At 69.6% G+C, this 13,089-nt stretch carries 10 protein-coding genes; all 10 read left to right on the top strand.

Annotated elements, in window-relative coordinates; translation table 11 throughout:
• Nucleotides 1-215 precede the first annotated feature (215 nt).
• The 10 genes from ACIHCQ_RS29920 to ACIHCQ_RS29875 all read left to right on the top strand — a co-directional run bounded on the left by ACIHCQ_RS29920 (nt 216) and on the right by ACIHCQ_RS29875 (nt 12,225).
• On the top strand, nt 216-2,081 hold the full coding sequence (locus ACIHCQ_RS29920; protein ID WP_399669243.1) for an ABC transporter ATP-binding protein: 1,866 nt from the start codon (nt 216-218) through the stop codon (nt 2,079-2,081).
• Between the two features lie 101 nt (nt 2,082-2,182).
• Nucleotides 2,183-3,253 carry an NUDIX hydrolase gene (locus ACIHCQ_RS29915; RefSeq protein ID WP_399669028.1) on the top strand — a complete coding sequence of 357 codons (1,071 nt, stop codon included), beginning with the start codon at nt 2,183-2,185 and terminating at the stop codon, nt 3,251-3,253.
• On the top strand, nt 3,184-3,633 hold the full coding sequence (locus tag ACIHCQ_RS29910; RefSeq protein WP_399669025.1) for a hypothetical protein: 450 nt from the start codon (nt 3,184-3,186) through the stop codon (nt 3,631-3,633). The genes ACIHCQ_RS29915 and ACIHCQ_RS29910 overlap by 70 nt, the downstream gene beginning before the upstream one ends.
• Nucleotides 3,617-5,008, top strand: coding sequence for an MFS transporter (locus ACIHCQ_RS29905; protein WP_399669022.1), 1,392 nt, complete (start codon nt 3,617-3,619; stop codon nt 5,006-5,008). Before ACIHCQ_RS29910 ends, ACIHCQ_RS29905 begins: the two co-directional genes overlap by 17 nt.
• Nucleotides 5,005-6,351, top strand: coding sequence for a protein-L-isoaspartate O-methyltransferase (locus ACIHCQ_RS29900; protein WP_399669019.1), 1,347 nt, complete (start codon nt 5,005-5,007; stop codon nt 6,349-6,351). Before ACIHCQ_RS29905 ends, ACIHCQ_RS29900 begins: the two co-directional genes overlap by 4 nt.
• Nucleotides 6,348-7,202, top strand: a complete 855-nt coding sequence (locus ACIHCQ_RS29895; RefSeq protein WP_399669016.1) for a class I SAM-dependent methyltransferase — start codon at nt 6,348-6,350, stop codon at nt 7,200-7,202. The genes ACIHCQ_RS29900 and ACIHCQ_RS29895 overlap by 4 nt, the downstream gene beginning before the upstream one ends.
• Complete coding sequence (locus tag ACIHCQ_RS29890) at nt 7,199-7,345, top strand: hypothetical protein (protein ID WP_399669013.1); 147 nt, start codon at nt 7,199-7,201, stop codon at nt 7,343-7,345. Before ACIHCQ_RS29895 ends, ACIHCQ_RS29890 begins: the two co-directional genes overlap by 4 nt.
• A 1,600-nt stretch (nt 7,346-8,945) precedes the next feature.
• Nucleotides 8,946-9,602: a TVP38/TMEM64 family protein gene (locus ACIHCQ_RS29885; RefSeq protein ID WP_399669010.1), complete on the top strand. Its 657-nt coding sequence runs from the start codon at nt 8,946-8,948 to the stop codon at nt 9,600-9,602.
• A 676-nt stretch (nt 9,603-10,278) separates the two neighbouring features.
• Entirely contained in the window at nt 10,279-10,800 is a 522-nt protein-coding gene (locus tag ACIHCQ_RS29880) for a DUF4396 domain-containing protein (protein ID WP_399669007.1), read from the top strand.
• A 540-nt stretch (nt 10,801-11,340) separates the two neighbouring features.
• Nucleotides 11,341-12,225, top strand: a complete 885-nt coding sequence (locus ACIHCQ_RS29875) for a DUF5134 domain-containing protein (protein WP_399669004.1) — start codon at nt 11,341-11,343, stop codon at nt 12,223-12,225.
• Nucleotides 12,226-13,089: the final 864 nt, after the last annotated feature.

Raw genomic sequence — 13,089 nt, 5'->3', positions numbered from 1 at the left:
GAACGACGGCCTACCGCCGCGACGGTGCGCCGTGTTGACGACACCCGCTGCTCATCACGTCTGGATACGGGGTGGGCGGCATGAGTGAGTCGACTGATGAAACCGCCGAGACTGTCCCGGGGCCGCGCCCCACCCCCCTTCCGCCCACCCCGCCCGCTGAGTCACCGGAAGCTGTGACAGCCGCCGGTGCGGAGCAGACCACCCCCGCCCCGGAGATGCGGTACGTGGACCTGACCGGCAGCCGTGAAGCGGCCGGCCGCTCCATTCGGATGCGTGACATGGCGCGGCGCCTGCCCCAGCTGGTCCGGCGGTCGCTGGCACTCGCCTGGCGCGTCGACCGTCGGGCCACCACCGGCCTCCTGCTGTGCCAGACGGTCGCCGGCGTGATGCAGGCCCTGGGCCTCATCGCGATCAGCGGCACTCTCACCGCACTGCTGACCAGCGGCGACGTCTACCACCGGCTCCTGCAGGCATGGCCGTCCGTAGCTCTGCTGGCCACCGCGACCGGGGTGCGGGCACTGTTGGGGATCACCGTCAGCTGGCTCTCCTCCCGGCTGAGCCCGCTCATGTCGCGCGAGGCCGAGCAGATGCTGCTCACCGGCTGCGCCGAGGTGGAGCTCTCCGCCTACGACGACCCCGACTTCAACCGCGACCGCGAGGCCGCCGACCGCGGAGCACAGGTCACCGGCGACCTCATCGACGAGGGCCAGGACCTGATCGCCTCGGCTGCCTCCTTCCTCGCCGGGGCCATCGTGCTCGCCAGTGTGAGCTGGGTGCTCCTTCCCCTCCTGGTCGCGGCCAGCCTGCCGCAGGCCCTCGCCCAGGTCAGCGCCGCCCGGGTCCGTTACCTGGCGAACCTCCGCAGCAACGGTGACAACCGCATGCTGTCGGTGCTGCGTTGGCACATCTACACCCGCGAGGCAGCCGACCAGATCCGCGCCGGCACCATGGCCGGCTTCCTGTCCGGCCGGTACCGGCAGACGGTCGCCAGGATCAACCGCGAGGACCGGACCGCGGCCGACACGGGCGCCCGCATGTCGCTGGTCGGCTCGCTGTGCGGCGGCCTCGGATCGGCTGTCGTGTGGGCGGCGGTGGTGTGGCTGCTGGCCACCGGCCGCATCAGCGTCGGGCACGCCGGGACGGCCGTCTTCGCTCTGCAGACAGTGGGCCAGTCGGTGCGCGGGCTGGTCGCCGTCGGGGCCCGTGCCGTGCGTACGGGCCTCTACATGGACGACTGGACAAGGTTCCTCGACTTGGCCGGCGGATACACCATGCGCCGCGGCGAGCACCGGCCGGCGCCGCCGGACGAGATCAAGATCATGTCGGTCTCGCACCGCTACGCCGGGAAGGACCAGGACGCGCTGTCGGACGTCTCGCTCACTCTGCGCCGGGGCGAGGTCACCGCACTGGTCGGCTTCAACGGCTCGGGGAAGTCAACGCTGTCGAAGTTGGTCAGCGGTCTGTACTTGCCCACGGGCGGGCAGGTGCTGTGGGACGGCGTCCCCACCGTCGATGCCGATCCGCAGGCGCTGTGGCGGCAGGTGGCCCTGGTACCGCAGGACTACGCGCATTGGCCGCTGACGGTGCGCGAGAACGTGACCCAGGGACAGCCCACGGCCCGCGGTGACGTGGCGGTGCGTGAAGCGTGCGAGGCCGCCGACGCCGACGAGGTCGTCGACAAACTCGGCGCCGGCCTGGACACCCTCCTGGCCCGCGAGTGGCTGAACGGGGAGGAGCTGAGCGGCGGCCAGTGGCAGCGCATCGCGCTCGCCAGGGCGTTCTTCCGCGAGGCCGGGCTCCTGGTCCTCGATGAACCGACGGCGAACCTTGATCCTCGCGCCGAGTACAGGATTTTCCAGCGGCTGCGGGACCTGGCCCAGGACCGGGTGGTGTTGCTGGTGACACACCGCATCACCAACGTCGCCGTCGCCGACCGGATCGTGGTCCTCGACGAGGGCAGAGTCGTGCAAGAGGGCACCTACAAGGACCTCGCCGAACAAGAGGGCGGCCTGTTCCAGCAGTTGCTGTCCTACCAGGTCACCTCGGAGCCGGACGACGAAAGGCACGGGACCCGCGCATGAGGGGCCCCGACACGACTTCAGAAGCTCCGCTCGTGCCCGCGGCCACCACGTACTCCGTCGACCCATCCACCAGTCCTTCCATGCTTCCCCGAGGTGTTGACGTGCCGGTCACTCGCTCCCACATCCGCGCGACCGCCGAAAGCTATCTGGCTCGGCATCCGCATGAGCGAGAGTCCCTGACCGGGCTGTTGGCCGTCCTGGACGGCCCTGACGACCCGTCCAGCCGCACGACTCTTCCCGGCCACGTCACCTGCAGCGCGGTCGTCATCGACCGAGGCCGACGGGTCCTGCACATCGGCCACAAGGCCACGGGGCTGCTGCTCACGCCCGGCGGCCACGTCGAGGCGGACCGGAGCCTCCTGGCCGCGACCCTGCGGGAAGTGTCCGACGAAACGGGCATCCGGCCCGGGGACCTGTGTCTGACCCCGCAGTTCCTGGGCGCGCCGGTCGACATCGACGTTCACGGTATCGACGCCAATCCGGCCAAGGGCGAGCCGAGCCATCAGCACTTCGATTTCCGCTTCGCCTTCTACGTCAGCGCCGAGCAGCTTCCGCCGCTGCGGCTGCAGGACGAAGAGGTCTCGGGTGCCCAATGGCTTGCATTCACCGACGTCAGGTCACCGACGCTGCGGGCCAAGCTGCTGGACGCCGAGGCTTCTGGGCTCGATGGGCGGCCGGAACCCGTGAACGCGTCGGCTCTGGTCCACGACGGCAGTGGCCGCTACCTGCTTCATCTGAGGGATCTGCGTGAGGGCATTTGGGAGCCCGGGGTGTTCGCCCTCCCTGGTGGCGGCCGCGAGAGGGGTGACCAGTGTCTGGAGGGGACCTTGCGGCGGGAGCTCGCCGAGGAGGCCCCCGGCCTTGAACCTGTCGGCCTGACGCCGTACGCGGTGGAGGAGGCGACGAGCGTCGACGGCCTCGCGGTGCCGATCCAGGTCTACACGGGCCGCTGGAACGGGCACCCCGACACGGTGGACTGCAAGAAGGTGTCCTCCTGCAATGGTTCATCCCCGACGCGAAGCAGCCCCCGAGCTCCCCTTTCGGAGCGTGGGCGAGGGACACCGCCCGGGCACGGCTGGACGAACTCCCCGCCACGGCATCCATGCTCAAAGCACTCCCCACGACCCTCGCCACGGAGATCGTCCACGGCGACCTGTCCTCCCTCAACGTGATGCTGAAAGGCGAGAAGGTCGCCGCGGTCATCGGCTTCCGGCCGCCGGCGCACCGCAGCCCGATGTGGGAGCTGGGGCGCATCGTGCTCGATCCGCGCACGGTCCTGACCGCCCCGGACTGGCCCACGGGCCTGGCCACGGCCGTCGCCGCCTACCGGGAGGCCAACCCGGCCATGCCGGTCAAGGACCTCCTGACGGTGCCACGGGTGGCGGCCGGCTACCGGGCCTGCTCGGTGTATCCGCTCTCCGAACCGCTCGACGACCCGCCTGCGGTCACCCCTCAGCTGGAGGCGTACGGGCGGGCCCGCCACGAGGCCCTGGGTGTGCTGTGCGCTCGCCTGGACGAGGCGGAGGAGGTGCTCCGTGACCTCTTGCGCTGACTCCCCCGGACAGCCCGAGACGTCTCTGTGGCGGCACCGCAACTTCCGGACGTTCCTGATCGGCCAGAGCGCCAGCGTGACCGGCAGTTCGATCAGCTCGATGGTGATCCCGGTGATCGCCGTCCTGGAGCTGCATGCCACCACTGCGCAGGTGGCCTGGCTGTCGTTCCTGGGGCTGCTGCCACCCGCGTTGCTCGCCCTGCATGCCGGGGCGCTCGCCGACCGCCACTCCAAGCAACGCCAGATGATCACCGGGGATCTGGTCAGTGCGGCAGCGCTGGCCACGGTGCCGGTGGCGGCTGCCCTCGACGCACTGACTCTGTCTCAGCTCATGGCCGTCGCCGTGGTGCAGGGCGCTGCGGGCGTGGTGCATGACGCGGCGGCCATCAGTATTCTGCCCAGCCTGGTCGACCGGTCCCTGATCCAGCGGAGCAACAGCCGGGTCGGCGCGCTGTTTGCTCTCTCCGCGACCGGCGGCAGCAATCTCGGCGCCGCGCTGACCGCCTTGGTCGGACCGGCCAGGGCCCTTCTCGGAGACGTCTTCTCCTACCTGATCAGTGCCTGGTGCACTACGCGCATCCACACGCCCAAGACCGACCGGGCACGGGCCGAGGACCGCCGGTTGTGGGAGGAGATCGGCGATGGCCTGCGGTACGTACGTGGCGACGACCGGCTGCGCACACTGACGCTGGTCAACGCGACGACGTCCTTCGCCCTTGCGCTGCTCAATACGTTGTGGGCGTTGTACTTGTTGCGAACCCTCGCGATGAGCACCACGGCCTTCGGCGTCGTGCTGGGGCTCGGCGCCCTGGGCGCGGCCGCCGGGGCACTCCTCGCCCCAGTCCTTGCGCGACGGTTCGGGCCCGGGCCGATGATGCTTGCCGCGCTCGCGATCACGCCGGTGACCCAGATTCCCTTGCTGCTCGCCTCTTCCGGCCTTGGCTGGGAGATCGTGATCGGTGGTGCACTGATCGTGCAGCTGGCGTGTGCCGGTGCGGCCGGCACCACCCAGCGGTCGATCCGTCAGATCATCACCGCGTCGCGCATGCAGGCGCGGATGCAGGCGGTGAGCACCTGGCTGACCGCGGGTGCCCGTCCGGTCGGCGCGCTGCTCGCCGGCGCACTGGGGACGTGGGCCGGCGTCCGGGCCGCCCTGATCATCGGTGCCTGTCTGCTCATCGTGCCGCTCCTGGTCCTGGCCCTCTCTCCGCTGCGCGGCCTGCGGCAGATGCCCGACGCTCCGCCCGATCTGGAAGAACCCGCGCCTGCCGAAGAACCCCCGCGAGCCGGTCCCCCGCCACAGGTACGTGCTCCTGGAGCGGCACCCGCCACAGACATCCACCGTGAGGGCTCGTTGGACGGAGGCGCAACATGACCGAGCTGAACACCGGGGACACAACACGAAGGCCCGTTGCCCCGGCCTCCCCCGCTCCAGCGAAGGCCACCACCACAGCGCCGTCCCACACCAGGACCGCAAAGGTCACCCGGTCCGGGGACGGGGCCGGCGCCCGGGGTGATCGCGGTGCTGCCGCGGTCCGGGCAGCGATGGTCGCCCGCCTGGAGGAGGCCGGCGATCTGGGGGCCGGCCCGGTACGCGAGGCCCTGCTTGCCCTGCCGCGCGAGGTCCTGATGCCGCAGGCGTATGTCCGGCGCAGCGCGCCGGATGAGAAGCCGCCGCGGTGGGACCTGCTGGACTGGCTCCGGCTGGATGACCGGGAGGAGTTGCTGCGCGTCCTGCACAGCGGGGACAGCGTGTCGGTCCAGCATGCGGGTGAGCCGCTCCTTGGCCGGGGCCCCGGCCCTCGGTGCGGGGGTTCCATGACTGCGATGTCGAGCACGATGGGCATGACCGCGGGCTTGTTGGACTTGCTGGAACTGCGGCGGGGTCAGCGGGTTCTGGATGTCGGGACCGGCGCGGCGGTCACCGCCGGCGTGATGTGTTTCGTCTGCGGGGACGGCGGGGTCGTCACGCTCGATGTCGACCGGCATGTCGGCGCGGCCGCGCGAGTACGGCTGGGCGAACTCGGGTATTGGCCCGCGGTGGTGACCGGGGACGGGGTGGGCGGCTGGCCGGACGGGGCGCCGTTCGACCGGATCTTCGTGTCCTTCGCCGTGCCCCGCGTCCCGCCGGCCCTGGTGGCCCAGCTCGCGCCGGGCGGTCGCGCCCTGATGACGTTGGGCACCTCTTCGCCGTCCTGGCCGGGCCTCGCTGTGATCACCAAGACCGCCACGGGAGAAGTGGTTGCGGAGCTACACGCGGTGGAGTTCGGGCATCGCGGCGGTGTGGGATTCGACAGGCTGTTCCTGCCCGCCGACTTCCGCGAACGGGTCGCCACCGACGGAGGGCGCCTGACCCAGCGCAGCCACCTTGTGCCCCCGGCGGACACCGAGCGCGGCATGTGGCTGGCCTTGGACCACCTCTACCCGGGCCTCGTACGCCACTTCGGCGCGGACGACCTGACGATCGGCGCACCGGGGTGCGGGTCCTGGATGCGGGCACGTCCGGTCGGGCACCGCCGCTGGGAAGTCACCGTCGACGGGCCGCGCGACATCTGGGCGGAGATCCACGACGTCGCAGAGCGATGGCGTGCGGCTGGCTCCCCTCGTACCTACCGCCTGCAGATCGACGCCGGCGGCGCCCAGCGGGTGACCACCAGCTGCACGACCCTCACCTGGCCTCTTCCCGACCTCCCTCGCACCTCTGGAGACGCACAGTGACCACCTGTCCCGGCGGACCAGCCGCCGACTACGCCGCCTCCGGGGAGGCGCTCTTCGGTACGACGGCTGCCGAGTACGCCCGCTACCGACCGGGAGTGCCGTACGCTGCCGTTCGCCTGCTTGCCGCGACCCTGCACGGCGTGCCGGCCCCGGTGCTGCTGGACCTGGGGACCGGGACGGCTCAGGTACCTTGCGCACTGCTTTCCGTCGTGCCGCGGCTGGCGCACGTCGATCTGGTGGACGTCAATCAGGGGATGCTCGCCCGGGCGATGGCAGAGTTGAAGGCCCTCGGATCGTGCACAGCTTCCGCGTACGCCGGTGAAGCCCACACCTTCACCCAGCGGGCGCCCGGCCGGTGCCCTGATCTGATCACCTGCTGCCGGGCATTCCACTGGATGGACCGCGCCGCCGTTTTGGAGATGGCGGACCGGGTGGCCGCGCCGCACGCCACCGTGGCGATCATGGGCGACGGAAGCCTCTGGACCCACGACGCCGAGTGGACCGGCGCGCTGCGCGAGCTGATCCAGACCTGCCTCGGGCCGGGCCGCCGTGCCGGCACACGCGGAACCTACGCCACGCCCGGCCGTTCCTACGAAGACGACCTGGCCACCTCGCCGTTCAGCGAGTTGCGCGAGCACCGCTTCCCCGTGGCCCGCGCGTGGACACCCGAGACGGTCGTCGGCTACCTCCGCAGCACCTCCTTCGCCCAGCCCGATCTCTTCGCGGACCAGCACGAGGCGTTCGAGGCCGAAGCCCGCCAGCTGCTCGACGTGCACGCCAAGGACGGGGTGCTGCGGGAGGAATCGGTTTTCACCGTGCTGCTGGCCCGCCGGCCCGGGAGCTCATCGTGAGCGGGCAGCAGCGCCACCGGGAGCCAATCGACGTCCACCTGATCCTGCGCCGCGACGGAGAGGCGGGCGCGGAGGTCCTGCTGTCCCGCCGGGCCGGTGACGTCTACGTCTCGGGCCTGTGGCACCTTCCCAGTGTTCACTAGGCAAGCCGCGTGTCGCGTTTGAGCTTGTCGAGTTTCGCCTCGCGAGCGTACCCCGTCCCTACGTCTGACGGCGGGAGGTCGATGTTCCGCCATGGATACCTCTGACGATGTGCTCATGTTGGGCGACGTCCTGCTCGGGATGTGGTCAGCGCGTGACCGCCTCCAGAAGGCCGGACTGACGGCGGATAGGGGCGACCCAATCGGCGGCTTGGCACAGTCGCTCACCGCCGCGGCCCTCTGGCCGCATGGCTCAGTGCCTGCGGCGTACGGACGAGCCAGAGCCGTTCGCACTGGATTCGACGAATCGTGTCGGTTCGGTCCGGCCATAGGCGGGTGGGACGGGTCTACAAGCGCTCTGGGGGTTGATCCGGCAATTCCGTGGACCTCCGTCGTTCAACGCGTGCCGACTCTGTTGTCGTTCGCTCAACAGCGCCGCAGCGAGAGGTGGGCATGGGACACCACGGCGGGGACTCCGCTGTTCACCGGCTCGGAAGAGCCGCTGGAGGACCGGTACTGCGGGTTGGCCCGGGTACGAGTCAAAGCGCGATTCGCGCCTCAAGCCCCGGACGAAGGAGCCTTGGAGGCGATCCGCTATACGGACGTCCGCGACCAGCCGACTCCCCTGAACGATCTTTACGTCCTGGTTCTGTTCGCCCGTGTGGACGGGGAGTTCGGCGATCTCCGGGATGCAAATTTCGTGTGGTCGACAGCCGTCTTCACTGACGAGTGCTTGGCCCGCATGGGGCGTGAGGCTGATTCAGACATGCTTCGGTGGCGTCAGATCCACTCCCAGTGGGATCGCTTGCCTCGCGGTGCACACGACGTCACTGGGCTGCTCCGTGCTGTCCGGGTTCCAGGATGGTGAGCTGTCTGCAGCGCCCCGATTGTCAGTGACGGCTGCGACGATGCCGAACGAACGCAGCTGAGGATGAGAGAGGGCACCTCTGGCCGGGAAAGCAGCACAATGCCGACGAGCCAACCGGGGCGAAGGCACCGACGGCCAGTCGTCCAGGACAAACTGGACGCCCTGGCCACAGTGACCGCGAACCTCTACCACGAGAACATCGAGCTGAAGAAGAAAGCAAACCGGCGACAGCAGAATCGCCTCGCCGTCCTGACCGGCGGCGCCGATCCGGATAACTGATCCAGGTCACCTCAGCCAATCGCCCTGAGCCCCACTTGCTCCCGGCGTGCGGAGGGCGATGCCTCAGCTATCGCTCACGGAGTCGTTCGCGTATCGGTCCTGCTGAGTCGTCGGCGTCGCTTCGGGGCTCTGCGCTCCGCCAGGTGCCCCAGTCGGCATTCCAGGCGCCATAGCCGCCCTCGGAATACATACCGCTATGGGGGCTGTGCGCAGCGTCAGTGTGGCCTATGCTCCGCGCAGGTGGGTCGCGTTCCGTCGCCGGGTAGGCCCCGGGGGCTTGTGAGCCGCCATCGTCTCGCGGGCGGGAGTACGCCGCAGTCGGCTTCCCGCCTTTGCTGATCACGGAAGTGCTGGGCACCCCGATCGATGGTGATGGGGCGGTGCGACGCGGCTGTGGTCCCGCCGCGCGAGCCGCTTTCGATCGAGTCTGGAATTCCCTGCCGGTACACTCCCCAAGTGCGCATACCACCGCTTGCCCGGCTCGCCCTTCTCCTCGCGCTGCTGGCGGCTGCGGCAGGTTCCCTGCTCTTGTGGAGTCCGCAGCGACTCCTCTCTCAGGAATTCACCTCTGGGTCCCGGGAGCTCTGGGCCGCGCCTGTATTCGTCGCTGTTTTCGCGTTCGGCACCCTCGCCTTCTTCCCGAAGCCGGTGCTCAACGCGGCAGCTGGAGCACTTTTCGGGATCATCCAGGGTCTGTCGCTGGCGGTCGCTGGGACCACCCTGGGCGCGGTGTTGGCGTTCAGTCTCGGCCGCGGCCTCGGTCGGGACGCGCTGCAGCCGCTGCTGAAGAAGATTCTCGCCGCTCTCGACCGTCGGCTTACCGATCAGGGCTTTCGGAGCGTGCTGCTGCTCCGCCTCGTGCCCGGCATTCCTTTCCAGGCGGTCAACTTTGCCGCGGCCTTCTCCGGAGTGCGCCTGGGGCCGTTCACGGCCGCAACGACCCTCGGCGTGCTGCCCGGCACCGCCGCGTACGTGATCGCCGGAGCCTCGGCCTCCTCCCCCACCTCTCCCGCTTTCCTGATCTCGACCACTGTCATGGCCGCCATCACGGTGCTCACCTTCGTCTCCCTACGACGAAGCCGGCGCGCGTTCGTAACAGCAAGTCCTGGCTGATCCGACTGACCGTCGCCGGTCCGCCTTGCTACGAGACGGCTGACCTCAGCCTGGCACGGGCGGGTTCGTAGGCGCGGGGCCAGGGCCATGTCCGTGCTCTCGGTCCGTCCGGGACGATCCCAGGATGTCGTCTGCAGACCGCAGGAGGCGGCCGAGGTTGCGGTACCTCTCGGCCACGTGTGCGGCGACGGCTCTGACTGTGTCGCCCACATCCCCGACCGGGGCGGGGCCGGCGCAGCAGGAGCAGCGCACCGTGCCGGAAGCGAACGGCGCAGCAACTCCTGCCCGGACCGTCGGCAACGTATCTATGCGCCAACTTGCGGATGCCGTCTTCACGGTCAGTGACCCCCCATTCCGCAGCCGAGGGTTGCGAGGGACTCTTCGGCAGCCAGCACAGCCCAAGCAGTGAGCTGAACGACCTCGTCACCCCCGACTCGTCGTGCGCCATAGCGCATGGCCGTCATGGAGAGATCCGCCTCCGGACTGGACCGCGTCCTGAATCCGCACGGCATCGAGGTAGGGACAAGCTGAAGACGTCCGGCAAGGCATTCGGCGCCGCCTTCCGCCACACCCCTCTGATTCTCTGCGCCACCCTTGATGTATACCCCCACGGGGTATACCGTTCCTGTTGAGCAAAGAGAACGGGCCACACCGGATGGGAATGGGGATGATGGTCATGGACCACACCGCACACCACACCAGCACCGCTCATGACCACGCAGCGCACCAGGCGGTCGGCGGTCACGGTGGGCACATGCGCGGCGGCGCGTCCTGGGGGACGGCGGCGAAGGCGACGCTGCACTGCCTGACCGGATGCGCGATCGGTGAGATCCTCGGCATGGTCATCGGCACGGCCCTGCTGTGGGGCAACGTCGAGACGATGGTCCTGGCGATCACGCTGGCTTTCGTCTTCGGCTACTCCTTCACGCTGTTCGCGGTCCGCCGGGCGGGCCTGGACTTCAAGTCCGCAGTGAAGGTGGCGCTGGCCGCGGACACCGTTTCCATCGCCGTGATGGAACTCGTCGACAACGGCATCATCGCGCTCACCCCTGGGGCGATGGACGCTCACCTGTCCGACGCGCTGTTCTGGACCGCGCTGCTGGGCGGCTTCGGCGTCGCCTTCCTGATCACGACCCCGGTCAATAAGTGGATGATCGGCCGCGGCAAGGGCCACGCCGTCGTCCACGCCTACCACTGACCTCTCAACGCCCGAAGTGCGCCCGGATGCACCGTGAAGGTGCGCCCGGGCGCGTTTGCGCTGGACATGCTCGCCAGGAGTGTGCGCCGGCATCTGTACCGCCATCTCGGCGGTGCTCTCCGGCTGCACCGGCTGGAAGGTACCTCTGAGAGACAGAGGCGGGCCGCGCGTGGTCAGAGGCTTCGCGTCGTCCTACGGCCGGGCCCGGGCGCACAGGCCGGGTTCGATCTCGGCCAGGATGTCTCGCTTGACAAGTCGCTTGAGTTTCGAGGGCACGCCCTCGATGTTCTTCGGCGGGAGCCGAGGTCCAGGGTCTCGCACAGGTCGCCGTCCGAAGGGGTCGCCCGGCGTCGGCGAAGAGGGTAACGAGCCCGGCCCGGCCTTTTGTCGGCTCCTCCGCTGTCCCGTGAACAGTCGCCAGTTCCGCAACGTACTAAGTACGTCAGTAGCTGACGGCCCGCAAGACACCGGAGGTTGCTGTGTTACGAGTCGGCGTTCGGCCGTGTCGGCTCGCCAGTTGGCCGATGCGGAAGGGTGACGATGGGTAGTTTGTCTTTGAGCTGGTCCGTGGCGTTGATCGCCGCTTTGGTGGCCGCCGTCAGCGCGGTTCGGGTGGTCACCACCAGCGGCGAGTCCAGGTTCGCGGCAGGGGGCGATCTGCTGATGGGCGTGTGCATGGCGGCCATGGCGCTGCCTGCGACAGCGGCCTGGTATGCCGGGTACGGCATGTGGTGGGCGGTGGCGTTCGCCCTCCTTGGCCTGGGAGGCGTGGTGATGGCCGTACGCCGCACGCTCGGCTCCGGCTGGCGCCATGGCCGTCACTGGACGCACCTCATCATCGGCAGCGCCGGCATGGTGATCATGACGCTGGCCATGACGAGCACGTCCTCGGGACCGGTACTCGCCCTGGGGAGTCACTCCATGGCAGGCATGCCGGGGATGGAGCACACGGCAGGCATGGAGCACACCGGGATGGGGTCGATGCCTGGGATGGAAGGGATGGAGGGAATGGACATGCCGGGCATGGCTACCGCCGCTGGCACGTCGGCCGCTTCCGCCGCCGATTCCGTGTGGCGCCTCGTTTTCGCGGTGCTCGCCGGGTACTTCCTGCTCTCGATCGGCGCATCCATGTGGACGCGCGTCCGTGGCACCGACCGGACTGCATCCGCGGGCCGCGAAGGCGGCCGACGCCGCTCCTGGGCCCGCTGGCTGCTCGCCATGCCGGACACGGTGGTCGTCTTCCTCGCATCCCTGACCATCTCCGTGTGGGACAAGACCCGGACCGCCCGCGGGCGTGGCACGGTCGGGGGCGTCGGCGGCCACGGCCGGCGTCGTCGGCTGGGTGCTGCGCCGGACGCGGCTCTTGCGGCGCACATCGGCATGGGCGGAACCATGTCCGCGATGCTGCTGATGATGGTCGCTTGACGCGGAACGGGCCGTGCAGTCGACGTCTGTCGGGGAAACGCCCGCCCCGGCGGACGTTGTCGCGCAGGAGAGACGGTGGGCACTGCCCACCGCACCGACGCGCGGAAGCTGACGACCCCGTCGTTGAAGGCGCGACCGATTCCTGAGGTCCTGAGGTGTGCCACCGCCGGGCGGCGGTGCCGACGAAGCAGCCTGTGGAGTAGCCGCCTTGCTGTCACTGCGACGGGGTGGCCGGCTCTTCTGCGCGACCGTGATCTCCTTGACCACGGCATTCGCTTCCGTCGGAGGGGAGGATTCGGAAGTCGGGGAAGAGGGGGAAGACGCGGATGGCGAGGCGGACTTTCCGGCGGGGGCCGGCGTCGCTCGCCTCCGACTGGGTGGTAGCCGGCGGCCAGGAGCCCCGCCACAGCGAGCAGTGCCGCCCCGAGGCGGGCAGGCCTGCCCGGGTGCGAGGTTCTCGGGGTAGACCGGGCGCTGCCCCACGGATGGGGATGTGGGCGACGAAACTCCTGGCAGCGTGTGGTGTCCGGCCTTCGGGTGGTCAAGCAGGACTTCTGGGGAGGGGCTGGGAGCGGCGGGATGCGCAAGTGCTCCGGCGGGCAGCATGGGTAGGTATATGTGCTGTATTTAGTGGGACTCCGGCGCGTGACGGCCGCGCGGGGTGAAGTCGTAGGTGGCCAGCCGCCGCCCGTCCGGTGTGCCGGTCTCTCCTTGGGACGGCCAGCTGAGCCGCACGTAGTACGGCCCGGCCCCGCCGTCACCGGCGACGGTGACGAGGCGGACGCGCGCGCATCCGGCGGCGTAGGCTTCTTCGACGAATCGCGATCAGGGCCGTGCCGATTCCGGCGCAACGGGCCTGCTCGA

The organism is Streptomyces sp. NPDC052236 (assembly GCF_044548015.1).
In the GTDB taxonomy this organism is placed as follows: domain Bacteria; phylum Actinomycetota; class Actinomycetes; order Streptomycetales; family Streptomycetaceae; genus Streptomyces.
The sequence above is the reverse complement of the archived record's forward strand: the minus strand, read 5'-3'. Positions and strand labels throughout refer to the sequence as shown.

Coding starts and splice junctions, on each gene's coding strand:
- ACIHCQ_RS29920 (WP_399669243.1), top strand. CDS start 216: ATGCGGTACGTGGACCTGACCGGCAGCCGTGAAGCGGCCGGCCGCTCC.
- ACIHCQ_RS29910 (WP_399669025.1), top strand. CDS start 3,184: ATGCTCAAAGCACTCCCCACGACCCTCGCCACGGAGATCGTCCACGGC.
- ACIHCQ_RS29900 (WP_399669019.1), top strand. CDS start 5,005: ATGACCGAGCTGAACACCGGGGACACAACACGAAGGCCCGTTGCCCCG.
- ACIHCQ_RS29880 (WP_399669007.1), top strand. CDS start 10,279: ATGGACCACACCGCACACCACACCAGCACCGCTCATGACCACGCAGCG.
- ACIHCQ_RS29875 (WP_399669004.1), top strand. CDS start 11,341: ATGGGTAGTTTGTCTTTGAGCTGGTCCGTGGCGTTGATCGCCGCTTTG.